This window comes from Polaromonas aquatica (genome assembly GCF_042659145.1).
Classification (GTDB): domain Bacteria; phylum Pseudomonadota; class Gammaproteobacteria; order Burkholderiales; family Burkholderiaceae_C; genus Polaromonas; species Polaromonas aquatica.
This window is the reverse complement of record NZ_JBHSRS010000012.1, coordinates 1-24,543: the sequence shown is the minus strand read 5'-3', so window position 1 is coordinate 24,543 and position 24,543 is coordinate 1. Positions and strand designations below refer to the sequence as shown.

Below are 24,543 nucleotides of genomic sequence, written 5' to 3'. Positions count from 1 at the left end.
GGATATCCGTCCCGTTCTCGTCAGTCGATCCCCGTCGTCCTCGCTACCGACCCCCCACCTCAAGGTTCGACACTTCGCCCGCCCGCGATTGCCGTCGACAGAACCTGCCGAAACACGCCCGCTGTCTCGTCCACGTCCCAGCGCTCCACGACGGCGCTGCGGACGGGGGCGACACGGATGACGTTGACCGAGTTGGCGATGCCGGCGCGCACGCGGCTGCTGACCGCCGTGCCTGCTTGCACGGCCCACACGGGGTGCGGCAACTCGGGCCAGCGCTCGCGCAGTGGCAACACGTAGGGCAGATGGATGTGGCCGCCGACGACGGCATCGACGCCGGCCTCGGCCCAGCGCCGCATGGCGTGCTCGTGACCACGCACCAAGTTGTCGACGTCCGCGTCGGTAGTCACCGCCAAGGGCTGGTGGACCGCCACCAGGCGCAGTTGCTGCGATCCGGCGCGGGCCAGGCGCTCGGCGACGCGGTCGATCTGTGCCCGGGAGATCTCGCCATGCTTGTGGCGGTAGCGCCGCGTGGTGTTGAGCGCGATGACGAGCAGATCGTCGCGCTCGAACTCGCCCTCCAGCGCCGTGCCAAACGCGCGGGCATAGCGCTCGTAGGGCTTGAAAACTCGGGTGAACAAGTCGAACAGTGGAATGTCGTGGTTGCCCGGCAAGACTAGGCGCGCCGCAACGCCGAGCTTGTCGAAGAAGGCTCGGGCGCGCGTGAACTCGTCGGCGCCGGCGCGCTGCGTGATGTCGCCGGTAACGAGCAGTAGGTCGGGCTGGAGGTCGCCGCACAGCCGCTCCAGCGCTGCCATGGCAAACGGCTGCTCGGTGCCGAAGTGGGTGTCGGAGACCTGCAGGACGACCGTCATTGGTCCAACTCGCGGTCCGGCGTCGACGATAGCGACGGCACGGGCGACGCCGCCTGCGCCTCGCGCCGCTCCTGCGCCAGCCCGGCGGGCCGGATCAGCATCAGCGGATGGGGCGCCACCTGAAAGCGCAGCGGCAGCGGCATCCACAGCACCTCGCCGTCGGTGGCGACCTTGATTCGCCCAGGGCCGAAGGCGGGCGCCTTCACGGTCAGGCGCCGGAAGTAGAAGTTCTGCACCTGATCAGCATCGCCGAGCCTGCCGCGCGCACCGCGCGCCAGCAGCGCCAGCAACGACCAGCGCCCAACCGGCTTGAGCATCAACCCTACCAGGCCCCCTTCGTCGATGGCGCGTGCCTCCGGCACGCCGACCTGCTCCATCTGCAGCGCGTTGTTGCCGACGAAGAGCGTCGGCGTGCGCACCTTGCGCGACTCGCCACGCAGCTCGATGGTCATCCGCAGGCTGCGATGGCCGCGCAGTATCGTCTGGAGGGCCGCCCCCAGCGCCACCAGCCGGCTGCGCCCGAACTGGCGCTTCCACGCCTCGCGGTCCTCGAGCAGTTGGCTGTAGAGCCCCAGGCTCGCGTTGACGAGGAATACGCGCTCGTCGATCTGTCCGACCTGCACGGCCACCGCGTCTTCAGTCAGCAGCACGCGCAGTGCGCCGTCCAACTCCGATGGAATGCCATGGGTGCGCGCGAAGTAGTTGAACGTGCCGCGAGGCAGCACGCCGATATGGCACCCGCTGCCCAGCACCGCCTGCGCGACGCAGTTGATCGTACCGTCACCTCCGGCGGCAACGACCGTGCCGCCGGCCTCGCGGGCTCGCCGCACCGCCTCGCGCGCCGTCTCGGCCAGGCTCCCAGGCTGTTCTACGGCCAGCAGCTCGCAACGGCGCCCGGCGGCGAGGCAGGCCGCTTCAACGGCAGGCCCCAACTCGTCGCGGTCGCCTCGCCCGGAGGCGCGGTTGAACACCACAAACAGGGGTGAGGAAGGGACTTCGGTCATGGTCGGAAGATTGATCGCGGCGGGCCAAGGAGCCATAGTGTCGCAGCAATCTGCACGCGCACGCCCGGACCAGTCTTGTCCAGGCATTGCCGGCGTACTCTGTTGGTCATTCTGGTCAGAATGTTGGCGGCAGCTTTTCCGCGGTCAATCAGGTGTCGGCAACCAAGGCGGCCCGTGTGCGTCGTCGCCCGAATAGGCTGTTCGGCAGAAAGTACCAAGTGGGCGTCGTGGTTCGCTCGGCATACCTCCGCGCGCCCGTTCAGCCAAAAATGTAAATGGCGCCTCTCAAATCCCCGCTCCACATGCCGCGGCGGCAACCCGACGGTGAGCATTTCGGTGGGCACAGCTGGCACCGTACAGTGAGCGAGGCCTCAAGCACGGAATTTGAGTCGCCGCTCATCAAAGTGCAAACGCATGCTCTTCCTGGCAACTTTCGAAGCCTTTGTCCTTTGCCGACTAATGGTTTCGGGGGGCATGGTTGACACTCAAGCGACTAGAGGGTGTTAAATCCGCAACACTTACCAAGGAGAATTTTATGAAATGTCCCACTTGTGTGGAATCAGTGCTGGTCATGACCGCGCGCCAAGGCGTCGAGATCGACTATTGTCCGAATTGCCGGGGAGTATGGCTGGACCGGGGCGAGCTCGACAAGATAATTGAGCGGTCCATGACCGAGACCGGTTCTACCGGAGCCGGGGTGGTTCAGCCTGGCTACGGACAGGTTCAGCGCAGCGACTGTGACGATCGCGGAAGTTATGGAAACCACCCGCAGAAGCGTCGGGGGTTCTTAAAGGATCTATTTGACTGACGTGGTCTTGACCCCATCTCATCCCAGAAAAAATGTGGATATCTAGCCTTGCGCGGGCGTCACCAGTGGCTCCGCGTTCGATGGAAAAACGCGTCAACCAAGCGCGAAAATCCCCAGTTTCTTCTGCTATTGGAATCGTTACCGCCGCAACCGCTTTTACTTGACGCTATGCGACTCACCATAAGTCCGTGAGGATTGCTAGTAGACCATTTGAGACCACAAAAATGCAATTTCGCTTGCGAACGCTTTTGCATATTTTTTTGTCGGGATGCGTCTTACTTGTAGTGACTTACGCCGAGGTGGCCTGCCAAATCGTTCAGTTTGGGAATCAAAAATCTGAATCGCCAGCCGACGCTGCGGTAGTTTTGGGTGCTGCGGCATGGGGCAACAAACCGTCCCCGGTATATCGGGAGCGCATCATGGAGGCCCTATACCTATACAAAGAAGGTCGGGTTCGCTGGATCATATTCACTGGGGGAACTCCCAAAGAGGGATATCCATCAGAGGCCGAAGTTGCAAGACAGTTTGCAATTGCCAATGACATTCCGGCAGGATCCATCTTGGTAGATATCCATTCCCGCAGCACAAAGCAAAATCTGCTGCGTGCGAAAGAACTGATGGACGGCGCAGGCATCCAAACTGCCCTTTTGGTCAGTGATCCGCTACATATGAGACGCGCCATGACCATCGCAACGGATATCAATCTTCATGCAATGCCCTCTCCGACTGTTTCTAGCCGAATTCAGACCTGGAAAACTTGGGGCGCGTTTCTCTGGCGCGAAACATGGCTTTACCTCGGGTACTTGCTCGTTCGCACACTCGAATACAAGTCACCTTTAGACCTGGAGGTCGAAAAGTTTTCTCATGGTTCTGTAAGCTCACTCGAGGCATACCGTGGCTCAGGTCGGCTCGGAACGGCAACTTCCGCCTGCATGCGTCATTGGGCCGGATGAGCTCGTGCTCCTCGGTGCGGCAGGGAATGTCGACAGCAGCGCTAAGCGCCTCAAGATGGTGCGACCCGAATTCACTCTAAAAAGCAGTCACCGCCATTCCTGCAGTTCACGGTGCCGGACCTTGTCCACGAGAACAGGCAAGCTCGGGTCTCGCAAAATTCAAGTGCGGGTCGCGCAGAACACCCGGTAATCGGCCTCGACTTGGTCTGCGTAGGTCTCGCTGAAGGTCGCTATGGATTCATCGAACCGCGCGCTCCGGCCCAGGTAGCCCGCGATAGCCGAGGCCGAACCGGCGCGCGCGTGCGCGCGGGCCAGCACGCGGCCGCACAGCGCGCAGTAGTCGGCGAACGCCCGGGCCCCGAGACGCTGGAAATCGATCGCGCCCTTGCGGTCGCGCAGCTGGCGCACGGTGAAATGACCGCCCAGCTGCGTGTCGGTGCCCCAGCCGAGGAACACGTCGCTCACCGCCTGCAGCAGGTGCTGGCTGGCAACGACCCGCTGGCCGTGGTGATCGAACGGCGAGGCGCCTAGGTGGCGTTCGATTGCGGCCGGGCCCGCCTGCTTGGCCTGCAGAAACAGCGGCTGCCCGCCGGCCTCGTCCTCGAGCAGCATCACGTAGCACCGGGTTCCGACCGAGCCGACGCCAACGACCATGCGCCCGCCGGCGACGAAGCGGAAACGTTTGAGCAGGTGACGGCGGCTGGGCTCGAGCGACGCCGAGTAGTCGACCACCAGCTCATGGAGGCACTCCCCGACGGCGTCGTCGTGCGGCAGCGGCACGAGGGTGGGAGGGTCGCCCCGCAGGCGACGCTGGCCGTCGACCACCTCGGTCAGCTTGCGAAACGCCGCCCGGCTGTCGGAGGCCATCGCCCGCTTGACCGACGCGGCGACGAGTGGCCGCGTCGCCTTGTCCACCTCCCGCACGACGGTGCCGGCCTTCACTTGTGAGTACCACACGTCCAGCGAACCTAGCCGTGCCCAGTCGGTCATACTCCTGCGGTAAGCGGCCACCGCGGCCAGCGCCGCCGCCCGGTTGGCAGCCCGATCGAGGCCGGCGGCGCGCCCGGCGACGACCGCCGACACCGCTAGCCGCTTGACGTCCCACTCAAAGGGGCCGGCGGCCGCCTCGTCGAAGTCGTTCAAGTCGAAGACGAGGTCGCGGTCGGGCGATGCGTAAAAGCCGAAGTTGGCGAGGTGGGCGTCGCCACAGAGAAGGGTGAGGAGGCCCGTCGACGCCGTGGCGGCCAGGTCTGCGGTCATTAGTGCGGGCAGGCCCCGCAAAAAGGCGAACGGCGACGTTGCCATGCGCTCGTGGCGCAGGGGCACCAACTCAGGGAGCCGGCCGGCGTCGCTATCGGCAAGCTCGGCAAGCGGGTTGCGCATCGCCTGCGGCGACCAGTCGGCGTGGTCGGCTCTGCAGACCGCCGCCCGTGCGGCGCGGCCCCGCTCTCGCTCGGCGGTGACATGTGAATTGGCGCTCGGGGGTGCAACCGTCATGGGAGCGGAGTATAACGAGAAAGGCAAAACGCCGGACAGCCGACTTCAATGGACCACAGTGGTCTGCGTCACACTGATACGCTTTCATGAGCTCGAAGGCAAGACGATGCCCACCAAGTGCGAGCCATCGATGACCGTCCCGCGCCGGAACATGCCCTGTGGGTGGCAAGCAACCTAGTGTTCGGCATAGAGAACCCGACTCTCTGACACTTGGCCACGACCACGGTGACGCTCTTGCCAATGAGCCACCATGGCACGCAGTACAGGTTCGTATCAAACGAACACCGGCACCGGCCATACTCAGCGTATGGGCACTCGAAGCTATAAACGTCTTCGCGCCCTCAAGGCTAAAGGCAACCACCACCAGAATGCCGTGATAAAAAGCGCGAGCACGGATGCGGCTATCGCCCCCACGAACTGTCCCAAGGCTTCAGTGAGAACAAGCCCGGCGGCAAAAACCAAGGCCAACGAAAGGCAAACCGCCCCTGCAAGAGTCTGAAGGCTCGCCAGCCGCTTAAACGATGGCCGATCGCCAAGCGGTCGCAAAAGCCTGTGCTGGACGGCTGGCGCACTGAACAGAACCAGGCTGGTTAGAGCCATGGCGAATGTCGCCACGAACAGCCACTTTTCCCATGCGACGATCTTTCCGAATCCGGAGCTGAACGGCACCGTGATCAGGAAACCGGTCAAAAGCTGGGCACTCATCAGCAGGACACGCAGCTCCCCAAGCAGGTCGGACAAATCTCCGTCTTCATCTGGTACCGGCGCTTCCGGGCCTCCTGCCGAACGGTTAGAACTCACCATGCGGACCTCGTCTTCTCGGCGGCTTGGGCCAACAACCGGCGGGTTAACTTAGAGCGAAAGACCATGCGAACTCCTTGCAGCATTTCAGAAAAAAAGCAGATTTGGCTCTCTCTACCAAGGGCAGAGTCTAATGGGCTTGACTCTCCCCCTACTGGAGACTGTCAAATGGAAAGACTTTCACGGAAGGAAATGCAGATGAGCACTACAAAGACCCAGTACCAGATCGATAATATGGATTGCAGCAGCGAGGAAGCGCAGATACGCGGCAGCTTGGCCAAGCTCACCGGTGTCCACGATCTCTCGTTTGACCTCAAGCAGCGAAAGCTGACAGTCGAACACGACCCGGCATCGCTGCCCGCCATCGATACGGCGCTGCGCGAAATTGGCATGAACGCCAAGCGATAGAGGTCCCGGGGATGAAGTGTCCAGGCAGTCCCTGCTCCCAGTGCCGGGGTCTCAGGCTAGACCACGGCGTTTTCGACAAGCGGATCGGACATTCTGCTGGACCGGTTTACTCGATGCCGAATCCCGGCTCTGGAGCTTGGATTCCGAGTCCCAAGGCCGCCGGCGTCTTCGCTTGGAGAGAGTTTCGACTGAAGGAGCTGTGAGGCGTGTGATTTCACGAGCGCTGCGCGCCGCCTGCGCACCTGCGCTGGCTCTCGTCGCCGGCTTCATGCACGCGTGGGCTGTTGCTTCGCCGACTGAGGGGCAACCCCTGTGGTGGCTGCAACTGGCAGCCGTTGCACTCCTAGTTATCCTGCTTGACAGGTGTCGGTCCGCAATCGCTGCCGCCGGGCTTTGCTGGCTGTTCGCAGCCTGCTCGATCGGCGGGTCTGTCTGGTGGCTCTACATCTCGTTGCACGTCTACGGCGGGCTCTCTTCCGCCCTTGCCGCGTTGAGCGTACTTAGCCTTTCAGGATTTCTGGCTACTTACTATGCACTGGCCGGCTCGGTGTTCTGCCTGCTCCGTCCGCGCGATTCCACGTTGCGCGCTTGCTTGTTCGCAGTCTTGTGGCTGGCTGCAGATTTGCTGCGCGCCACGATCCTTACCGGCTTCCCCTGGGGCGCTGGGGGGTACGCGCACACCGATGGCCCGTTTTCGACGCTCGCGCCTTGGGTGGGAGTGTACGGAATAGGTGCGGCTGCGGCCTTTGGCGCAGCACTGCTTGCCGGCATGCTCGTTCGCACTCGGCAAATTCGCGGTGCCTGGCGGCCGTTGGTAATCCTTGCTCTCGTCCTCGCTGCCGCGGCGCGCCCGGATGAAGCGCAAGACCTTGTGCAGGCTCCGCCCGTCTCTGTGACCTTGCTACAGGCAAACATCGCGCAGGAGCAGAAGTTCGAATCGGCGACCGGCGTGCGCGATGCATTGGAGTGGTATGCCGCGCAGCTACTGACGGCCAGCACCGCGTTGGTAGTAGCTCCCGAAACAGCGATTCCACTGCTGCCCGATCAACTGCCGCCTGGCTATGTGGAAATGCTGCGAGCCAAATTCGCCTCAGGGCAGCAGGCTGCGCTGATTGGCATGCCGCTGGGTAGCGAGCAGCAAGGCTACACGAATTCGGTCGTCGGGCTACGGCCGGACGCAGCTGCGTACCGCTACGACAAGCATCACCTCGTGCCCTTTGGCGAGTTCGTCCCGCCTCTATTCAGGTGGTTCACGCGGATGATGAACATACTGCTGGGGGATTTCGAGTCTGGAGCGGTGGGGCAGCCGTCATTCGAATGGAGGGGGAACCGCTTTGCCCTCAACATTTGTTATGAAGATCTTTTCGGGGAAGAGCTGGCCGTCCGTTTCCGTAACGCGGCTCAGGCGCCCACCGTCCTGGTCAATGTCAGCAACATTGCCTGGTTTGGTAACACCGTTGCGATCGATCAGCACCTGCAAATCAGCCGCATGCGCGCACGGGAGTTCGAAAGGCCGGTGCTGCGCGCGACCAACACGGGTGCCACCGCCGTGATCGACCGTTTTGGCCGTGTTACTGACTTGCTGCCCCGCCATACCCGAGGCGTTCTCGTCGCGAGGGTGCAGGGAGGAGAGCGGATCACCGCGTATGGATGGTGGCTGTCCCGTTTTGGGCTATGGCCTTTCTGGGTGCTGGTCGCGGTGGTTATCACCGCGGGGAAGGCCATGCGTGGTGGGCCGACAATGACGGTGCCTGCACGTTCCCAAATGTAGCTCGTTCCATGCTTTCGCCCCAGATAGAGGGCGCGACGGGAAGCTTTTCTTACAGCCGGCTTTCAGCCAACTTGACTGCTGGCCCAAGGCGGAAGTAGAGGCCGTGTCACCAATGCGGGTGAATCGCATCGGCGGCCGATCGCCGCCAGAAAACGTCCCCGCGAGCCCATATATATGGCCGCTTAGTCCCCCAAGCTGCTCAGGCTGCTTCGGCCAAGGAGTTGAGAATTCCGCATTCGCGCGCGGTGCGGGCGGGATTGCAGGAGCGCTGTAGATCCATCAACTCGCGCTCCAGCTCCCGCAATTTTTTGATTTTCGCCCGCACCTGGGCGATATGGGAGTCCACCAACCAATTCACCTCGCCGCAGTCCAACTCTGGCCCATCCCGAAAACTCAGCAGTTGACGAATCTCATCCAGCGTCAGGTCAATCGCTCGGCAGCGGCGAATGAAAAGCAAGCGCTGCAAATGAGCTTCGTCGTACAGCCTGAAATTGCCCTGGCTGCGGGCGGGTTCGGGAATCAAGCCTTCGGCCTCGTAAAAACGTACCGTCTGCACCAAGCAGTCCGCCTTCTTCGACAGTTCACCGATCTGCAGCATGACTCATCTCCGCAAAAGGTCGACTCTATATCAAGTAGAAGATAGCCATAGAGGATGCCGTCAAAATCCTCCCATGGGGGAGCCAATTCTATAAATACAGAACCGGCCAAACCCTGCGGCTGCTCGGGCGGCAAGACCCATCAGGCGGCGGCTTGCTCCAGGAAGCAGGCCAAGCCCGATAGCACGGTTATTCATTTGAGCAACATGGACTGCCGAAATGAAGAAGCACTGGCGCGGGAACGCATGGAGCCCATGCCCGGTGTGGAGCGGCTGGAACGATCTACCTTAGCGCAAGATGACTGTTTCGCACAACCTGGTCACGGTCGGTGCCTTGGAGCCGCTGAACTCGGAGGGCATGAAGGCGCAGGTAATACATGCATGGCCGCGTTCAGGTCCGCCATGACCGTCAGGGCGAGCCCGATCGGACTGGCGAACCCGTGAACCTTCGGATCAACTCGCCCACCAGCAGAATTGACAGGCCGATCAGCAGCCAGCCATCCGGAATGGCGGGCTGCTACCGCCTTGGCGCGCACACTGCGGCCGACACCGAAGATTCCCACTGAAGACATCAAAGCGCCCGCCAGGTTAATCAGCAGCACATACCACCGGATTTCTGCGATCCTGCGCGTTTCTGGGCGCGAGGTTCGTTGCGGCAAATTCGTCGTCGTCCACTATCCGCCCTTGCGCGCCAGGTCCAGCAGGTATTCGGCCACCGTGAGTGATTTGGGATTCGATCCTGCGAGCGAACCGGAAGTGAGCCAGCGCCCGTTCACGCCGATGGAGGGCGTGCCTTCGATGGCGTAACCGGTCGCCAGCGCGGTGGCTTGCTTCACCTTCGCCACGACGCCGAAGGAGTCCAGTACCTGCAGGAACCGCACACGGTCCACGCCATTAGCCGTAACGAAGCTTCCGATCTGATCGGGCGTATCGAGCTTCCTGCGTTCGACGTGAAGGGCCGCGAACACCTTGGGGTGCAGTTGCTCCACGAGTCCCATCGTCTCGATCGCGAAGTACAGCTTCTGGTGGATCACAAGGTCCTCTCGAAACGCGACGGGGATGCGGCGGAAATGAACCTCGCGCGGCAGCTTTTTCTGCCAAGCATCGATGATGGGTTCGAAAGCATTGCAGTGCCCGCAGCTATAAGCGAAGAATTCCAGCACCTCCACCTTGCTGGCTTCGCGCGTGGGCTGGCGCGACTGCAGGACCAGATAGTTGCGGCCTTCCACGGGACGATCCTGCGCCAGCGCAGCCACGTTCCACGCGACCAAGGAACCAGAAAGAGATGCAGTAAAAAGTCTTCGTTTCATGAGGATCTGGGGGTGCTGAAGAAAGAGCCATGAATTAGACACCATGTAGTCGGTACAAGGTCAAGCCGAAAGCGGCGCGAGCTGAGCGACTGTGGGGGAATTGAATTGCCGGGAATCGGCGTTGCTTAGAATGCCTCTTTGAAGGATCCTCAAAAATGACGCAACAACAACCCTTCGACGTGCTCGGCGCCGGCTCCGGCGGCTACATCGCATCGATCCGGGCTGGCCAGCTCGGCCTGAAAGTCGCATGCGTGGAGGCCAACCCCTATGCGGATCCGAAAGGAGAACCGCGCCCCGGCGGAACCTGCCTGAACGTCGGCTGCATTCCCTCAAAGGCGCTGCTGTCGTCGAGCGAAGAATTCGAGAATATCCAGAAGCACGTCCTCGCGCATGGCATCCGCGTGGCCGGCGCCACTATGGACGTGCCCGCGATGATCGCGCGCAAAGACGCGATCGTCACCAAGATGGCGCAAGGCATCGAATTCCTGTTCCGGAAGAACAAGGTCACCTATCTGAAGGGCCGCGCGACGATCCTTGGGCGCGCCGATGACGGCTTCAAGGTGGCGATCACGCGATCCGGCCCCACCCAGGAACTGACCGCCCGCAATCTCGTGATCGCAACTGGCTCCCTTCCGCGCGAGCTGCCAGGTATTGAAGTGGATAACGTGGACGTGTGCGACAACGCGGGCGCGCTGGACTTGCGTTCTGTTCCACGCCGCATGGCGATCATCGGGGCCGGCGTGATCGGACTTGAATTGGGGTCGGTCTGGCGCAGGCTGGGGGCGCAGGTGACCGTTGTCGAGGCGCTGCCGCAGTTGTTGCCGATGTGCGACACGGACGTGGCGCGCGAGATGCTCAAGCTGCTCACGGCGCAGGGTATGGATTTTCGCTTCGGCGCGCGGGTGACCGGCCTCGAGCGAGCGAGCGACGGATCGCTCGGCCTCGCCTATGTCGATGCCCAAGGCATAGCCCATGCCGTAGCTTGTGACAAGCTGGTGGTCGCGGTGGGCCGAGTCCCAACGACGTCCGACTTGGGACTGGAAACTCTCGGCGTAAAAACGACCTCCCGCGGCTTCGTGGATGTGGACGCGCAGTGCCGCACGTCGGTCGACGGCGTGTACGCCATCGGCGACGTCGTTCGAGGCCCCATGCTGGCGCACAAGGCCGAGGACGAGGGTGTGATGGTGATGGAGCGCATCGCGGGCCAGGCGGGGCACGTCAACTACGATGCCATCCCATCGATCATCTACACCAGTCCGGAGGTTGCCTGGGTCGGTCGCACCGAGCAGGAACTTAAGGATGCCGGCATTGCTTACCGCACCGGCCGGTTCCCGTTCACTGCCAACGGCCGCGCACTCGGAAATGGCGACACCTCCGGGTTTGTGAAAGTCTTGGCCGACGAGAAGACGGATGCGGTGCTGGGCGCTCACATCATCAGCACGTATGCCTCGGAGATGATCGGCGAAGCGACGATGGCCATCGAGTTCAAGGCCTCGGCCGAAGACATCGGCCGCATCTCGCATGCCCATCCGACGCTCTACGAGGCCATGCGCGAAGCTTCGCTGGCCATCGGCACCGGAGCACTCAACCTGTGAATCCATGAACTTCTCGGCCACGCGCAGCGCTCAAAGGCACCGCCATCGGGGATAATTCACCTTCGGCCTGATCTAGGTTTTGGCATTCAAAGAATACTTAGAGGCGTCAATGCAAACAACTGTACCTACGAGTCAAAGATTGAAGGCGCTTGCAACCCATGCTACGGAGTTCAAGCAAAATAGCGATCATTGCTCGGGCCAAAGCGAATCCTGGAGCGAGTTAGACCTCGACAAGTTTGCTCAAATGTTTGTTGAAGAGTGCATCAGCGTAGTTGAGCAACACTGCCTAGGGGTTGACCAGCATCCGATCAACGTTGATTCGTTGAAGATAGCCCTGCGTGTCCATTTTGGAACTCAATAAACACACTCTTGAGACACCTGCAGCGGGCACTCAGTTCAGCCTGTTCGGGATCGCCTACGCCTGGGCCAAGAGATGACGGCGGGGAGTCGAGCGGCTGACTGAGTTGTACAGAAATGAAAATCAAAGTACTGATCACCACGATCGCCGCCGTTGCGGTATTGCTTGGCGCCGGGCTGCTTTACAGCACCAGCACCAGCAGCGCGCCGCAAGCCACGTTCGTTCTTCTCGATGGATCTTTGAGAACGGCCGATGACTTTCGAGGGAAGGTCACGCTGGTCAACTTCTGGGCCACGAGCTGCGCCACCTGCGTGGCAGAGATGCCGATGATTGTGCGGACCTATGAGAAGTACCATTCACGTGGCTATGAGACCCTTGCGGTCGCCATGAGCTACGACCCTCCGACCTATGTCGTCAACTTCGCCAATACCCGTAAGCTGCCTTTCGCTGTTGCCCTGGACAACACCGGTGCAGTGGCAAAGGCGTGGGGAGATGTGAAGGTTACACCGACGACCTTCGTTGTGAATAAGCGCGGAAATATCGTCAAGCGGTACGTTGGTAAGCCGAACTTTGACGAGCTTGACAAGCTGATTGAAGAATTGCTTTCCGAGACCTGAACCTTATCATCCGATTGGCGAGACAAGACGACAGGCTGCGCCAATTTATTATTTACAACCGAGGGTGTGGTGTAAGTCGTTCACTCTGAGCCTATGACATACGTGGTCACTGAAAATTGCATCCGATGCAAATACACGGACTGCGTGGACGTGTGTCCCGTGGATTGCTTCCGCGAAGGCCCCAACATGCTGGTTATCGCGCCAGACGAATGTATCGACTGTGGACTCTGCGTTCCGGAGTGTCCGGCAGACGCGATCTTCGCTGGGGACGAAGTGCCGCCCGGCCAGCATGACTTCATAGCATTGAACGCCGAACTCACTCACGCACCCGGTTGGCGCCCCATCGTTCGCACGGTCCTTCCATTGCCGGATGCTGACATCTGGAACGGCAAGGCCGGCAAACGCGCATTGCTGGAGCGAAAATGGCCTGGGTGACATTTGCGACCGACCGACGGAAAAGCCATGCGGTATACGCCATGCGCTCTCAGAGCGGTGCGACGGCTGCGCGCACCTCGTCCACGCTCAAGATCTCGGACAGCACCACCGGTGGCCTGTCGTTTTGGTAAAGCACATACAAAGGCACTCCGGTGCGGCCAAGTTGGTCAAGAGCGGCCGTGATGGCCGGGTCGCGCCGTGTCCAATCGGCCCGCACCAACGCGACGTTCTTCGCCGCGAGGTCGGCTAGCACCGCCGGATTTGCCAACGTGGTTTTCTTGTTGTACTGGCAAGTGACGCACCAGGCCGCGGTGAAGTCGACAAACACAGGGCGGCCGGTTGCCAGGATTTGCTCAACGCGTCCCGGCTCCCAGGCTTGCCAGGAACCTCCGCTGGCAGCCGCGGCCGGCCGGGCATCGACGGCTGTGATGTTCTGACCCGCGTGCCACATCAGCAGCGCGAGCACGACGAATGAAATGCCGCCAAAGATGCCCCGCGAACGCTCGATCAGCGTGAGAGACCAGATCACCATGCTCATGGCGACCAGCAGCACCAGCAGCGAAGCTGCCCCGTCGATTCCGCTTTGTTGACCCAGCACCCACAGCAGCCAGGTCACCGTGACGAACATCGGGAAGGCCAGGAATTGGCGTAGTGTCGCCATCCAGGGTCCGGGCCGAGGCAGCAACTTGGCCACGCCGGGGATCCAGCCTGCGGCAAGGTAGGGCAAGGTCATGCCCAGGCCGAGGGCTGCGAATACCAGCAAGGCCTGCGGCGCCGGCAGCGTGACAGCCAGGCCAAGAGAGGCACCCATGAACGGCGCGGTACAGGGCGAAGCGATCACCACGGCCAGCACTCCGGACAAGAACGAATTGGCTACTGGATGCCTGCTCTCCAGCGTCGCCAGCTTGTTCGGCAGGAAGGCGCTGAACTCAAATAGGCCGGCGAGATTCAGGCCGATCACGGTAAATAGCGCTGCCAGTGTCGCGACCACCAGCGGGGATTGCAACTGGAAACCCCACCCAAGCTGCTGGCCCGCCGCGCGCAGGCCGACCAGGATCGCGCCGAGCAACACGAACGACACAACCACGCCAGCCGAAAACGCCAGGCCGCTGACGCGATGGCCGCGCCTGTCGTCGGCATGGCGCGCGAAACCCATCACCTTGATCGCCAGGACGGGGAACACACAGGGCATCAGGTTGAGGATCAGGCCACCCAGCAGTGCGCCCAGCAGCGCTGCCGCAAAGGTGAGAGACACTGCAGAGGCTGGCTGGTTCAAGCTGTTGCGCCGCAACGCTTCCTCCAGCGCGGGGGACACGCCGGCTACGGCGGCCACCTGCGGCCACTGGCCTACGACCTGGGCCTCCGTGCGCCAACCCTTGTCTCCCAGGGTCAGCACCAATGGCATCAGCGTCGGGCTCTGGCTGCGCTGGAGTGACAAGGGCACGACGGCGTTCCAGACCTTGCCGTCCCAGGATTGCGTAACGGGCGCCGCGGTCTCGATCACCTCCTTCGTCTCCGGGAAGAACCCAAGCACCTTGCCTCGCGCCTCGGCCGGCAACCCAGGCACGCTGACCTTGAGCGTGCTGCCGTCGATCCGAACCGTGCCGGCGCCGGCCAGCGGCCGGGGTTGTGCCTGGAAGCTGGCATTGAAGACATCTGTGTGGAGGGCTGTGCTACTGCGCGCGGGAATCTTGAGCGCGAATTCACCCTCTTCGGGGACGCACTCTTTGCGGCATATTAGCCACTGCGCTTTCAGCTTGATTTCCAAGTCACCGCCCAGGAGCGAGGGCTTGAACCGCGGTGTGACGGTTAGCGGCACGGGCAGAAGCACCGTGCCGCTGTAGCCGTAGTTAGCCAAATTTCCGATCGGATACTTCTTCGGTATCGGCCAGGCAATCTCGCCGGCCTCCACGCCCGGCGGTAGCGTCCACGTGAACTGGGTGGGAAGGCCGGAATCGCCGGAGTTCTTCCAGTACGTGTGCCAATCGGGCTGGTGGGCCAGCTGCAGGCCGACCCACAACGTCTTGCCGGGCTCGACGCCTTCGGGCGCGTGAGCCAGCAGCTCGGCCCGCGCGCGCTCAGTCGTTACAACGCTCCGCAGCAAGGGCTGCGCTTCAGCCCGCATTGCAAGTGCGCTACATGCCAACAAGAGGACGACACAGGCAAGCCGCAAAAAGACCGCTGGCGAGCCCCTGGAAATTTCAGTCTTTCCGGACATTGGCCGTTTAAATCGTTCATGCTTGAAAGCATTTTTAAAGAACGAGCCGCAGATTGCAATCAGGGCTACCAGCCAGGAAAGCAGCCAAGTCCATTGGCAAGATGGTATGTACTGGCGATGATGCGCATCTGAAATGACTGGTGGCGTAAAGGGTTTGAGTAGCATTGCGGCAGGGTGTGAACGGGAGAATCGGGGAGGTTACGAGGAGTCGGGCGCCAAATAATGGATTCGACGTACTCAAATTGGTTCCTTCAACGCATCGTCGATCAGTGCGAGGGCAGCATCGCTGTCCCAGGCCGCTGTCCCCGACACTCGTCCAAGCTCGCGGCCCCGTCGGTCGATCAGAATCGTGGAGGGAACCGTGGAAACGTCCAGGACCTGCAGCGCCATTCCCTCCGCATCGGTATAGGCGTTTAGTGTGCGCGCGTCGATACTCATGAGAAATGCCTTCGCCGGGGCAGGTGCGTCCAAGGACAGCGCCACCACGGCGAAGTCCGCCGATTGGCGTTTAGCATTCAGACGATCGAGCGCGGGCATCTCCTCGCGGCACGGCGGACACCAGGTGGCCCACACATTGAGCAAAATCACCTTACCCTGGAAGTCCGCCAGGCTCACTCTTGCACCCGTCGAGTCTTTGAACGATAGCGGGCGTAGTTGGCGAGGTTGTGCCCAACGCAAAAAATGCAGGCCCTCGATATCGATTTTCGTATAGCCTGCGGAGGCGGCCGGTTTCGGCAAAGGCGCCTTGGGGCCAAACTGCAGATAGGCAATGACCCCGAGGGCCCCAGCGGCCAACAACACTACGGAAATCAAGGTGATTCGAAAGGAGGTTTTCATGCGGCGCGTATTAGAGGGTCGGCAGGGATTCATGTAAAAACCAGCAAAAACAGGCTTAAGTCCCTGTCACCGTTGATTTTTATAATTCTCTTCTTAATCAATTGGCACTTCGGGCGCCGCGCCGCCCTAAGACTTGTACTTGATCATGCAACCGTATGGTCGGCTAGTCGCGACAGAGATCGGTTTGCCGCCTAGTGCCTCGTTCACGGCCTGCCGCACATAGTTCGTCGCCTTCGCGATATCGTCTTTGTCTGCAGACGCGATGCTGTCGATGCCACCCGCGTACAGCAATGTGCCGGTCGGGCTCACCAGGTACATGTGAGGCGTCGTGCGTGCGCCGTAGGCCTTGCCTAGCGCACCGTTCCCGTCGATCAGCAGCGCGGATGGAGCCGCCTTACGCGCAACGAGCCACTCCCGAAGCTTGCCGGGCTTCGTGTACAACCAGCCCTCATCGTCGTTCGAGTAGACACTCAGCCACACGATGCCCTTGCCCATTGTCTCCTTCTGCGTGGCCGGCATGTTTCCACTGTCGTAGTGCTTGCGCACAAACGGGCAGCCGGGGTTCATCCATTCCAGCACGACATGTTTGCCACGGAACTGGGAGAGCTTGACCTCCCGACCGTCAGCATCCTTGACAGCGAAGTCAGGTGCTGGCTGGCCAACCACCGCGGCTGCATGAGCGAAGCCAAGAGGCAGTACAAGGAGACTGGTAACAAGCGTGCGACGGAACATATGAACTTTCTATTGGTTGAATTCAAGGGTTGGAGATGGCAGCGCGGACTTCGTCCACGCTCAGGATTTCGGAGAGAACCACAGGTTTGTGGCCGTTGCGGTAAAGGACATACACCGGCACTCCATTGCGCTCCAATGACGCCAGTGCTGCTGTGATCGCGGGGTCACGATTGGTCCAGTCGGCGCGCATCAAAGTGATGTTCTTCTGCGCGAATTCCGCCAGGAGCGACTCATCCGCCAGGGTGGTTCGCTTGTTGTACTGGCAAGTGACGCACCAGGCGGCGGTGAAGTCAACGAAGACCGGCCGTCCTTCGGCGACCAACGCACTTATTCTTCCAGCGTCCCAGGACTTCCAATGGGACACCGTCTCCGGGCCGCGCGCGGCCTGCACGGCTGTGACGCTGTGCCCGATGACTAGGGCCAACCCAATGAATACGGCGACGGCAACTGAAGCGACGGCGATTCGACTGCGCCCCGCCAAGGTGAACGACCACACCACCATGCTCAACGCGACCAACAGGGCAAGCAATGCGCCGGCTCCATCGATCCCCGCTTGCTGCCCAAGCACCCAGACCAGCCAGGCAGCCGTGGCAAACATCGGGAATGCCATCAGCTTCTTGAAGGTCTCCATCCACGCTCCAGGCCTCGGGATGCGCCGGGCAATGCCCGGAACGAAAGCGGCCGCGAGGTAAGGGAGCGCCATGCCTGCCCCCAGGACGCCAAAGACGAGCATCGCCTCGGCAGGTGGCAGCGCCACGGCCAGGCCGAGCGAAGCACCCATGAAGGGGGCGGTGCATGGAGACGCGATGGCCACCGCTAGCACGCCGGAGAGAAAGGAATCCGCCACCGGGTGCTTCGCCTGCAGGGTAGCAACGCTGGAAGGCAAGAATTGCCCGAACTCGAACATCCCTGTCAGGTTCAGTCCGAGCAACGTGAAAAGAGACGCCAGCCCGGCAACCGCCCAGGGTGACTGGAGTTGGAATCCCCACCCTAGCTGCTCACCGGCTGCTCGCAGTGCAAGGAGCAGTCCACCCAGCGCGAGGAACGAGAGCACGACACCGGCGGTATAAGCGATGCCGCCGAGGTGTCGGGCGCGTCGGTCACTTCCATGTTGTGCAAAGCCCACCACCTTGATCGCCAGCACAGGAAAAACACATGGCATGAGGTTCAAGATCAGGCCGCCGATCAGTGCTCCGAGAAGCGCCGCGGCCAAGGATGTGCCGACCGTATTGACGGCGGCTTCGCTTTGCGTGACCGATGCCGCACCTCCCGCGGCAGCAGCCGCGCCCGTCGCCCAGCCTCCAACAACCGGTGCCTCCGTTCTCCAGCCCATCCCGCCAGAAGTAACCACGATGGGTATCACAGCAGGGCTTTGGCCGCGTTGTGGTGAGAGAGGAAGTATCGCGGTCCAGAGGTCCCCACGCCAACCCTGTGTCCACGCGCCCGCAGTCTCAATGACCTCGCCAGTTTCGGGAAATACCTCCAACTGCTTGCCTCTGAGCGATGCTGGCAATCCACTTAATTCCAGCCGCAGCGCCGATCCGTCTACTGAGATACGACCCGGGGGCAGCACCTGCGGCGTGAGATCAAGTGCGGCCTTGAAGAGGCGGGCATGCGTCGCCGTGGCGCTTGCCGTCGGCACCTGCAGAGTGAATTCGCCGTCTTCGGGGATGCATTCCTTTTTGCAGACCAACCATGACGCCTTGAACTTCAGGTTCAGGGTTCCGGAAGGCGACGGCTTGAAAGACGGACCGACTGTCAGGGGCACCGCTAGCAGAACCGTACCTTCGTAGCCGTAGTTGGCCAAATTTCCGATGGGAAACTTCTTCGGCAGCGGCCATGCGATCTCGCCGGCGCTCACCCCTTCGGGCAGCTCCCAAGTGATGTTGGTGGGCAGACCAGAGTCGCCGGAGTTCTTCCAGTACGTGTGCCACTCGGGTTGATGGGCGAGTTGCAGGCCAACCCAGACAGGGCGACCCGGAGGGATTCCCTCTGGGGCGTGCACCAGGGCCTCGGCACGCACGTGCTCGGTCTGCACAACGGTCTGCCCGACCCCTTGGGAGATGGCAAGGGTGCCGGCCAGCGCAAGCGTGGTCGCCAGGAGATAACGAATCATTGACAAGCCCTTCAACTCGATCGGGGCGACGTCAAGGCAGCGCCTTGGCAGCTGCACGCGGTCGAGCAGCGTGGCGCGACGGCGGCCACTGCGGAGGCTGAAAAATGCTCAAAGAGCGCGCCAGCGAACTCGCCAGCGTCTGGGGGTGCTGTGATCGTCAACTCGACCACTTTTGCCCGCTCAGCGATTTCAAACTTGAGAAACGCACAGCACTGCTGCTCCAGCGAGACGATCTCTTTGAGCTGTGGCGCCGCCGCTCCGGCGTAGAGAAGGTGCAGCGCACCTCCTTCTTGACGTTGCGTGAGCAAGTGTTGGCGAGCCAGTTCCGCGATTCGATCCAATCGCGCCTTCAAGTCGTCGGCCCCGAGGGTGCAGGCGATGGGCTGCGTGGTGTTCACGAGTTCTCCTTCGAGGTGGGAGCGGAAGAGCAGCCGCAACCGCTTCCGGCAGGAACTGGCAAGGCTGCAGCAGTGCCGGAAGGCGCTGCGCATGCAGTGGCGGCTTGCCGCTTTCGGTGCCACCAAAGACCCCCTCCCACCAGGGCGGCAGCGGTCAGCCCGAGCCCAATGGCCGCCGCTTCGCTGCCAACGTTGAGACAATCCCAGTCAATGCTGGCCAGTCCTGCGACGGATAGGCCGCTCAATAGCGGGATCCCCAGAGGGATGGTGCAGCAGGCGGCGCAGGCGCCGACCACGCCCAGGGTCGCCAATGCGGGTTTTTTCATTCGAGGTCCTTTAGCAATGCCGGGATCTGTCCGGTACACTGACTCTAGGACCTCAAGTAACTTGAGATGCAAGGACTATTCATGAATAACCTACAGAGCTCGGGGCAATTGACCATTGGCGCACTCGCACAGCGCACCGGTTTCAATGTCTCTGCTATCCGCTATTACGAGGAAGTCGGGTTGATTCCGGAGGCGATGCGCCGCCCTAGCGGCCACCGGGTGTACTCCCCTGATGTTCAGGAAGTGCTCACCCTGGTGAAGCATTGCAGGGATTTTGGATTTTCAATTGAAGAGACTCGCGCGATGGTGTCGCTGTCCACCAGCAATGACCGCGACTGCGCGGAGACGCGCCAGATCGCCCAGACGCACCTGAACACCATTCGGTCCAAACTCGCGGAGCTGCAGAATCTGGAGCGCAGTCTCTCCAAATTCGTTCAGGCTTGCACTGACCAATGTGTTGGCGGACCCGCGCCGAAATGCTCGATTCTGAAAGATCTCTCTGTCGCTGATTCCAAGCTGGCCGCTCCAGCTCGATGCTGCGGCTAGACCGTTTACGCTTAATTTCCATATCCACATGCAGCAACTCCGCGATTCCCTCGAATGCCGCCAGATCTCCATTTATTTCGTGACGGTGGTCGTGGCTGCGATCATCGCCATCCTGGTCGCACCGGCGACCACGGTCTTGGAGGGGGCGGTCAACCCAGCTCTCGCCTTCATGCTGTTCGTGACGTTTCTTCAGGTCCCGATCGCCGAACTCAAAAGATCTTTCGGTAACGCGCGCTTTCTCGGCGCTCTTCTCGTCACGAACTTTGTTCTCATCCCGCTCCTTGCCGCGTTGCTGCTGATGTTTGGCCCCGATGAACCTCTGGTGCGCCTGGGAGTGCTGCTGGTGTTGCTGACGCCCTGCATCGATTACGTCGTCACTTTCTCTCACCTTGGCCGGGCGGACGCGCGGGCACTGCTGGCGGCGACCCCTGTGCTTTTGATTATTCAAATGCTTCTGCTTCCGGCATACCTGACGGTCTTCCTCGGGGAGAGTGCGACCGGCCTGGTTCAGATGGGGCCGTTCGTCCATGCATTTGTGTGGCTGATTGCAGTGCCGTTGCTGCTCGCAGCTGTTGTCCAGCTGTGGGCCTCTCGCAAGGTGGCGGGCGCGAAGACGGCAGCGGTTCTGGGCGTTTTGCCGGTGCCCGCAACAGCGCTGGTGCTTTTCGTCGTGATCGCCGCCGTCGTTCCGCAGCTCGGACCTGCACTAGACGTCGTACTACGCGTGGCTCCCTTGTACCTCGCCTTTGCCGTGCTTGCGCCGATGGTAGGTTGGATAGCCGCCAGAGCCTTTCGACTGGAGACGCCCCTGGCCCGTTCGGTCGCCTTCAGCGCGGCGACTCGGAACTCCCTGGTTGTGTTGCCCTTGGCGCTTTCAGTTCCTGGCGCGATCCCCGTATTGCCGGCAGTGATCGTCACCCAGACGCTGATCGAATTGTTAGCCGAGCTGATCTACGTGCGGGTCATGCCAAAATTGAGGGCGAGACAAGCCTAAACTTTGGGCCGCCAGAGGACCATTTGCATTAAACGCTTGAACTGACGTCTCTGGACTGAGCGAGCATTTTCCAACTCCCCTATGACTCCATTGGGATGATGGTGGCGTCGAAGTTCAAAGGACCGATTTTGCGCCGGAAGTCCAGCGTGTAGTCCCCGAAACGGTTGATGTGTGCGGTGCGAAACGGCGCCAGGCCGGCCAGGATCTCCAGCGTGATCTCGGTCCCCTCATCCCGCAGCTCCTGCAGGACCCGCGTCATGCCCACCACGTTGTGCAGAATGATCATGTTGGCCACCAGGTGGTTGTACTTGATCACCTTGCGCTGCTCGTGCCGGATGTTTTCGGCAATGATCCCCTCTCCCCCGAAAAATGACCACTGGGCAAAGCCGTTGAACTGCTCGCTCTTGTTGGTTTCGGCATGGATCACCTTGCGCAGCCCGACATCGCCGATGTAGCTCAGCAGAAACAGGGTCCGGATGACCTTGCCAAGCTCCACAAATGCGAAATACAGCTTGTTTTTGCGGCTGTAGGTGCCCAGCCGGCGCAGGATGGCCGACGGCGTGATCTTGCCGGTCTTGATGGACACCGCCACCCGAAGCATTGCCGGCAAATGCAGTTCAATCAACCGCCAGTCGATCACGTCACTGAACAGCGCATTGATGTTCTTGTAAGCATTGCCCGGCTCCGGGCGATGGAATTTGAGGTCCTGGATGCCCCGGATGCGCGGCATGAGCTGGATGCCGAGCAAGTGGGCCAGCGCGAAGACCGGGTAACTCTGGGCCTGGGTGTCCCCGTGAATCGTGTCCGGCCGGATGTCAGATTCATTGGTCATCAGCCCGTCGAGGATGTGGATGCCCTCATAGGTACCGCAGGAAATGAAATGGCTGAACAGCGCGATGAACTTGTCCGACACATGGTAGTAGCCGATGCCGCCGTAGCCGCCATAACGAATATGGTGCTCGGACAGGAGGTTTTGCTCATATAGGTTCCACTTCGTGCCGTCGGCCGACGCATGCTTTCCGGTGCCCCAGTAGCCTGGCAGCTCAAACTTGTTGTAGGCGTTGATCACCTTGACAATGGCCTTGTCCAGAAGGTCCTCGCTGACGTATTTCAGGTTGAGCCAGGAGATCTGGCGGCGGCTCAGCCCTTTGATCGACTTGGCGGTCTGGACCGGCCCCAGGTTGCAGCCGTAGCAAAACAGCGTCGTGATGACGCGCATGCGCAGGTCCTCCAGGCGGCTGTCGGTCCCTGCCAGTGGCCGGAACAGCTTGTGCAGGTCCAGCCAGCGCTCGGTGTCGATCATGACGTCCACGATGCTGGCCGCCTCCATTCGCTCGGTGATCAGGGCGTCGATCCGCGCGGCTGCCTCGACGATTTCTGAGCGCGGCGGTTTCCGCAGAATCAGGCGGCCATCGACGATCTCGGCATGCGCGTTTTCCGGGAAAGTGGCGTCGATGTCCCGGGCCCGCTGAGCCATGGCGGATTTGAGAATCGCCACAAAGGTGCCTGGATCGGTCTCGATGCCGGTGACCCGGCCATAGTCGCCGACCTCTTTTTCAAAGGTTTCGTCATCGACCAGCTGCTCGCGGTAGTCGTCATAGCGCTCGCCGTACTTGATGAAGAGATCGCCCGACTTCAGGTCGTCCTTGACCGCATGCATGACCGCCAGCTCAAAATACCGGCGGTGGACAGCCTCCGCCCGGCCCTTGCCAGAAGGCCTGACCAGCACCAGTTTCTTCCATTGGGCTGACATCCACCGCAGATCCCTGTCTTCACTCAGGCCCAGCGTGTCCAGCAAGACGATATCGCCCCGGTTATCGCGCAGCTTGTAAAGGGCCTCGATCAGCCGTTCCACGACCTGGTCCTCGCTGCTGGCCTTGGGCGAGGCGATGCCGATGCAGTTGAGCAACTGGGCCCGAACCATCTTGTAGGGCTGCAGCAGGAAAGGCAGATGGTTGCGGCCGGCATAGGCTAGGTGCTGCTCGCATTCGTTGAGCAGCTCGTCCACGTCGGCCACCAGGGTCGTGCCGATGGCGTCCACTCGCTGGGTGTCCGTCCCCTCCAGCTGGTAGGCGCCCAGGATGTCTTTGAGCTGGCCAACCAGCATGTCGGTTTTCTGGACGCGCTCCTGCTGGAAGGAAAGCAATTTCTGCCTGGCATTGTTTTCCAGGTTCTGCATGAGGCGGATAAACAGGTCGGCGGCGTCATCCAGCGACTGGGCATGCTGCGCCCGGATGAAGATCACCGCCAGGGCGTAGCGCTTTTGCGGTTTGAGCTCGGTCATCTCGGCCGCATTGAGGGCGCGCGCCAGGTGCCGGAACTGTTTAAGCTTGGGCACGGGCACGTCGGGCTTGGGAAGCTGCTCCACCAGGTACTGCAAGCGCCGGATGTGCTGGATGTAGGTGCGCGTTTCCTTGTTGGTCGGCCGCTTGGGTTCGCGCTTGAGCATCTGCCAGGCAGAAACCGAATCGTCCGCGGCGGTTTTAAGCAAACTGTCGATCAGGGTCCGGGTATGGGCTGTCAGCTGGTTGGTGATTGCGGAGAAATACCGGTTGTTGCTCTTTTCCCGGGCACGGAACGCCATCCGGTCCAGCGTCGAGAAGGCAGGCAATTCGTAGCGGTGGTGGACCAATTCCTCCAGCATCACGTTGATGATGTCAGCCACTGCGTGTTTGGTCTCGGCCGCCGTGTCGGCCACGACCTCCAGCCAGGCGTGGCCCGCCGGGTTTAAGGGTTTGACGTTCAGGTGCCGGCGCAAAGCCGCAAAAAGGGCCGTGCGTGAGCCCGAGGCCTCGAAGCGCTTGAGGTCCGCCGCCGGGGGCGGCCGAACCACGCCCACTTGCTGCGCAATGTGCTCCCGGATCACTGGCGGCACGTCAGCCAAGGGGATGAAATAGCCCAGACGCTGGAAGACCTTCAGGTGGATCAGCGCCGCCATGCGCGGCAAGGCGCGCTTGCCGATGCCTGCAGCCAGGCGTTGTTCAGCCTCGGTCGGCGTATAAAGCTCCGCCAGCTCACGGGGTGTCGGATCGGGTTTCAGGCTGGGATAGGCCGTCTCATGGAGCGTGGTCATTCGCGGGGACTACCCCGCCTGGCGGCGTTGCGACCCATCGCCTCAATCCCAATAGGTGTCGGTGGCGGGTTCGTGGAACGAGGTTTCCAGCAGGCACTGGTTGTCCTCGGCGATGCGGTACATGTCATCGAGCAGCGTGGCGATCACCTCGTCCAGCAAGTCGCGGGACAGGTAAGGAACCGCCAGCTCGTAGAGTGTGCCCTCGGTGTTCAGGCGTTGCATGGCGAAACGCTCGAAACAGGTCTGCTCGATCAGCCGGTGGCCACGGGCCAAGCCGCG

Annotated in this window: 23 protein-coding genes and 2 pseudogenes; 10 read left to right on the top strand and 15 right to left on the bottom strand. The window is 61.5% G+C overall.

Translation table 11 applies throughout. The features are described from left to right. Positions 1-59: 59 nt before the first annotated feature. Both ACFQND_RS04030 and ACFQND_RS04025 read right to left on the bottom strand, forming a co-directional pair. Positions 60-872 (bottom strand): metallophosphoesterase family protein, encoded by an 813-nt coding sequence (locus ACFQND_RS04030; protein WP_377412404.1) that lies wholly within the window; start codon positions 870-872, stop codon positions 60-62. Further along, positions 869-1,876: a diacylglycerol/lipid kinase family protein gene (locus ACFQND_RS04025; protein WP_371438857.1), complete on the bottom strand. Its 1,008-nt coding sequence runs from the start codon at positions 1,874-1,876 to the stop codon at positions 869-871. Before ACFQND_RS04025 ends, ACFQND_RS04030 begins: the two co-directional genes overlap by 4 nt. Before the next feature lie 535 nt (positions 1,877-2,411). Between ACFQND_RS04025 and ACFQND_RS04020 the strand changes: the two genes are divergently transcribed. Continuing rightward, complete coding sequence (locus tag ACFQND_RS04020; RefSeq protein ID WP_371438856.1) at positions 2,412-2,684, top strand: TFIIB-type zinc ribbon-containing protein; 273 nt, start codon at positions 2,412-2,414, stop codon at positions 2,682-2,684. 224 nt (positions 2,685-2,908) lie between these two features. Beyond that, positions 2,909-3,637 (top strand): YdcF family protein, encoded by a 729-nt coding sequence (locus ACFQND_RS04015; RefSeq protein ID WP_377412401.1) that lies wholly within the window; start codon positions 2,909-2,911, stop codon positions 3,635-3,637. A 159-nt stretch (positions 3,638-3,796) separates the two neighbouring features. Here the strand turns inward: ACFQND_RS04015 and ACFQND_RS04010 are convergent, their stop codons facing one another. The 3 genes and pseudogenes from ACFQND_RS04010 to ACFQND_RS04000 form a co-directional block, all read right to left on the bottom strand. Then, positions 3,797-5,134: a DUF2252 domain-containing protein gene (locus ACFQND_RS04010; RefSeq protein WP_371438854.1), complete on the bottom strand. Its 1,338-nt coding sequence runs from the start codon at positions 5,132-5,134 to the stop codon at positions 3,797-3,799. 68 nt (positions 5,135-5,202) lie between these two features. After that, positions 5,203-5,412, bottom strand: a pseudogene (locus ACFQND_RS04005) (Mu transposase domain-containing protein); the annotation flags it as partial. Between the two features lie 43 nt (positions 5,413-5,455). After that, positions 5,456-5,938, bottom strand: a complete 483-nt coding sequence (locus tag ACFQND_RS04000; RefSeq protein ID WP_371438853.1) for a DUF6328 family protein — start codon at positions 5,936-5,938, stop codon at positions 5,456-5,458. Between the two features lie 195 nt (positions 5,939-6,133). On the opposite strand from ACFQND_RS04000, the gene ACFQND_RS03995 reads away from it, so the two are divergent. Next, on the top strand, positions 6,134-6,343 hold the full coding sequence (locus tag ACFQND_RS03995) for a heavy-metal-associated domain-containing protein (protein ID WP_371438852.1): 210 nt from the start codon (positions 6,134-6,136) through the stop codon (positions 6,341-6,343). Between the two features lie 268 nt (positions 6,344-6,611). Next, entirely contained in the window at positions 6,612-8,114 is a 1,503-nt protein-coding gene (lnt, locus tag ACFQND_RS03990) for an apolipoprotein N-acyltransferase (protein ID WP_449301346.1), read from the top strand. A 199-nt stretch (positions 8,115-8,313) separates the two neighbouring features. Here lnt and cadR read toward each other — a convergent pair whose 3' ends face one another. Both cadR and ACFQND_RS03980 read right to left on the bottom strand, forming a co-directional pair. Then, positions 8,314-8,712 (bottom strand): Cd(II)/Pb(II)-responsive transcriptional regulator, encoded by a 399-nt coding sequence (gene cadR, locus ACFQND_RS03985; protein ID WP_371438850.1) that lies wholly within the window; start codon positions 8,710-8,712, stop codon positions 8,314-8,316. A gap of 671 nt (positions 8,713-9,383) precedes the next feature. Then, complete coding sequence (locus ACFQND_RS03980; RefSeq protein ID WP_371438849.1) at positions 9,384-10,019, bottom strand: thiol:disulfide interchange protein DsbA/DsbL; 636 nt, start codon at positions 10,017-10,019, stop codon at positions 9,384-9,386. A gap of 155 nt (positions 10,020-10,174) precedes the next feature. On the opposite strand from ACFQND_RS03980, the gene lpdA reads away from it, so the two are divergent. The 4 genes from lpdA (at position 10,175) to fdxA (ending at position 13,024) form a co-directional block, all read left to right on the top strand. Then, positions 10,175-11,614 (top strand): dihydrolipoyl dehydrogenase, encoded by a 1,440-nt coding sequence (gene lpdA, locus ACFQND_RS03975; RefSeq protein ID WP_377412397.1) that lies wholly within the window; start codon positions 10,175-10,177, stop codon positions 11,612-11,614. 109 nt (positions 11,615-11,723) lie between these two features. Then, the gene (locus ACFQND_RS03970) at positions 11,724-11,975 is read left to right on the top strand and encodes a hypothetical protein (RefSeq protein WP_377412394.1); all 252 of its coding nucleotides are present in this window, start codon (positions 11,724-11,726) and stop codon (positions 11,973-11,975) included. 113 nt (positions 11,976-12,088) lie between these two features. Further along, positions 12,089-12,589 (top strand): TlpA family protein disulfide reductase, encoded by a 501-nt coding sequence (locus ACFQND_RS03965; protein ID WP_377412391.1) that lies wholly within the window; start codon positions 12,089-12,091, stop codon positions 12,587-12,589. Positions 12,590-12,682: 93 nt separating this feature from the next. Beyond that, on the top strand, positions 12,683-13,024 hold the full coding sequence (fdxA, locus tag ACFQND_RS03960) for a ferredoxin FdxA (protein WP_377412388.1): 342 nt from the start codon (positions 12,683-12,685) through the stop codon (positions 13,022-13,024). Positions 13,025-13,073: 49 nt separating this feature from the next. Here fdxA and ACFQND_RS03955 read toward each other — a convergent pair whose 3' ends face one another. From ACFQND_RS03955 to ACFQND_RS03930, 6 genes are all read right to left on the bottom strand, one after another. Continuing rightward, on the bottom strand, positions 13,074-15,242 hold the full coding sequence (locus ACFQND_RS03955; protein WP_377412434.1) for a protein-disulfide reductase DsbD family protein: 2,169 nt from the start codon (positions 15,240-15,242) through the stop codon (positions 13,074-13,076). Positions 15,243-15,479: 237 nt separating this feature from the next. Beyond that, positions 15,480-16,079 (bottom strand): TlpA family protein disulfide reductase, encoded by a 600-nt coding sequence (locus tag ACFQND_RS03950; protein ID WP_377412385.1) that lies wholly within the window; start codon positions 16,077-16,079, stop codon positions 15,480-15,482. A 126-nt stretch (positions 16,080-16,205) separates the two neighbouring features. After that, entirely contained in the window at positions 16,206-16,811 is a 606-nt protein-coding gene (locus ACFQND_RS03945) for a redoxin domain-containing protein (protein ID WP_371437591.1), read from the bottom strand. Positions 16,812-16,833: 22 nt separating this feature from the next. Next, entirely contained in the window at positions 16,834-18,927 is a 2,094-nt protein-coding gene (locus ACFQND_RS03940; protein ID WP_371437590.1) for a protein-disulfide reductase DsbD family protein, read from the bottom strand. A gap of 11 nt (positions 18,928-18,938) precedes the next feature. Further along, positions 18,939-19,325 (bottom strand): hypothetical protein, encoded by a 387-nt coding sequence (locus ACFQND_RS03935; protein WP_371437589.1) that lies wholly within the window; start codon positions 19,323-19,325, stop codon positions 18,939-18,941. Further along, positions 19,322-19,651 (bottom strand): hypothetical protein, encoded by a 330-nt coding sequence (locus ACFQND_RS03930; protein WP_371437588.1) that lies wholly within the window; start codon positions 19,649-19,651, stop codon positions 19,322-19,324. Before ACFQND_RS03930 ends, ACFQND_RS03935 begins: the two co-directional genes overlap by 4 nt. Before the next feature lie 81 nt (positions 19,652-19,732). On the opposite strand from ACFQND_RS03930, the gene ACFQND_RS03925 reads away from it, so the two are divergent. After that, positions 19,733-20,197 (top strand): MerR family transcriptional regulator, encoded by a 465-nt coding sequence (locus ACFQND_RS03925; RefSeq protein ID WP_371437587.1) that lies wholly within the window; start codon positions 19,733-19,735, stop codon positions 20,195-20,197. A 28-nt stretch (positions 20,198-20,225) separates the two neighbouring features. Further along, entirely contained in the window at positions 20,226-21,191 is a 966-nt protein-coding gene (locus ACFQND_RS03920; RefSeq protein WP_371437586.1) for an arsenic resistance protein, read from the top strand. 79 nt (positions 21,192-21,270) lie between these two features. Here ACFQND_RS03920 and ACFQND_RS03915 read toward each other — a convergent pair whose 3' ends face one another. Beyond that, a complete protein-coding gene (locus ACFQND_RS03915; protein ID WP_377412381.1) occupies positions 21,271-24,264 on the bottom strand; it encodes a Tn3 family transposase in 2,994 nt (997 codons plus the stop codon). Positions 24,265-24,306: 42 nt separating this feature from the next. After that, a pseudogene (locus tag ACFQND_RS03910) lies at positions 24,307-24,543 on the bottom strand (Tn3 family resolvase); the annotation flags it as partial.

What these genes read in the sequence shown, in the direction of transcription:
- ACFQND_RS04030 (WP_377412404.1), bottom strand. Translation starts at nt 872, where the DNA reads ATGACGGTCGTCCTGCAGGTCTCCGACACCCACTTCGGCACCGAGCAG.
- ACFQND_RS04025 (WP_371438857.1), bottom strand. Translation starts at nt 1,876, where the DNA reads ATGACCGAAGTCCCTTCCTCACCCCTGTTTGTGGTGTTCAACCGCGCC.
- ACFQND_RS04020 (WP_371438856.1), top strand. Translation starts at nt 2,412, where the DNA reads ATGAAATGTCCCACTTGTGTGGAATCAGTGCTGGTCATGACCGCGCGC.
- ACFQND_RS04015 (WP_377412401.1), top strand. Translation starts at nt 2,909, where the DNA reads ATGCAATTTCGCTTGCGAACGCTTTTGCATATTTTTTTGTCGGGATGC.
- ACFQND_RS04010 (WP_371438854.1), bottom strand. Translation starts at nt 5,134, where the DNA reads ATGACGGTTGCACCCCCGAGCGCCAATTCACATGTCACCGCCGAGCGA.
- ACFQND_RS04000 (WP_371438853.1), bottom strand. Translation starts at nt 5,938, where the DNA reads ATGGTGAGTTCTAACCGTTCGGCAGGAGGCCCGGAAGCGCCGGTACCA.
- ACFQND_RS03995 (WP_371438852.1), top strand. Translation starts at nt 6,134, where the DNA reads ATGAGCACTACAAAGACCCAGTACCAGATCGATAATATGGATTGCAGC.
- lnt (WP_449301346.1), top strand. Translation starts at nt 6,612, where the DNA reads ATGCACGCGTGGGCTGTTGCTTCGCCGACTGAGGGGCAACCCCTGTGG.
- cadR (WP_371438850.1), bottom strand. Translation starts at nt 8,712, where the DNA reads ATGCTGCAGATCGGTGAACTGTCGAAGAAGGCGGACTGCTTGGTGCAG.
- ACFQND_RS03980 (WP_371438849.1), bottom strand. Translation starts at nt 10,019, where the DNA reads ATGAAACGAAGACTTTTTACTGCATCTCTTTCTGGTTCCTTGGTCGCG.
- lpdA (WP_377412397.1), top strand. Translation starts at nt 10,175, where the DNA reads ATGACGCAACAACAACCCTTCGACGTGCTCGGCGCCGGCTCCGGCGGC.
- ACFQND_RS03970 (WP_377412394.1), top strand. Translation starts at nt 11,724, where the DNA reads ATGCAAACAACTGTACCTACGAGTCAAAGATTGAAGGCGCTTGCAACC.
- ACFQND_RS03965 (WP_377412391.1), top strand. Translation starts at nt 12,089, where the DNA reads ATGAAAATCAAAGTACTGATCACCACGATCGCCGCCGTTGCGGTATTG.
- fdxA (WP_377412388.1), top strand. Translation starts at nt 12,683, where the DNA reads ATGACATACGTGGTCACTGAAAATTGCATCCGATGCAAATACACGGAC.
- ACFQND_RS03955 (WP_377412434.1), bottom strand. Translation starts at nt 15,242, where the DNA reads ATGTCCGGAAAGACTGAAATTTCCAGGGGCTCGCCAGCGGTCTTTTTG.
- ACFQND_RS03950 (WP_377412385.1), bottom strand. Translation starts at nt 16,079, where the DNA reads ATGAAAACCTCCTTTCGAATCACCTTGATTTCCGTAGTGTTGTTGGCC.
- ACFQND_RS03945 (WP_371437591.1), bottom strand. Translation starts at nt 16,811, where the DNA reads ATGTTCCGTCGCACGCTTGTTACCAGTCTCCTTGTACTGCCTCTTGGC.
- ACFQND_RS03940 (WP_371437590.1), bottom strand. Translation starts at nt 18,927, where the DNA reads ATGATTCGTTATCTCCTGGCGACCACGCTTGCGCTGGCCGGCACCCTT.
- ACFQND_RS03930 (WP_371437588.1), bottom strand. Translation starts at nt 19,651, where the DNA reads ATGAAAAAACCCGCATTGGCGACCCTGGGCGTGGTCGGCGCCTGCGCC.
- ACFQND_RS03925 (WP_371437587.1), top strand. Translation starts at nt 19,733, where the DNA reads ATGAATAACCTACAGAGCTCGGGGCAATTGACCATTGGCGCACTCGCA.
- ACFQND_RS03920 (WP_371437586.1), top strand. Translation starts at nt 20,226, where the DNA reads ATGCAGCAACTCCGCGATTCCCTCGAATGCCGCCAGATCTCCATTTAT.
- ACFQND_RS03915 (WP_377412381.1), bottom strand. Translation starts at nt 24,264, where the DNA reads ATGACCACGCTCCATGAGACGGCCTATCCCAGCCTGAAACCCGATCCG.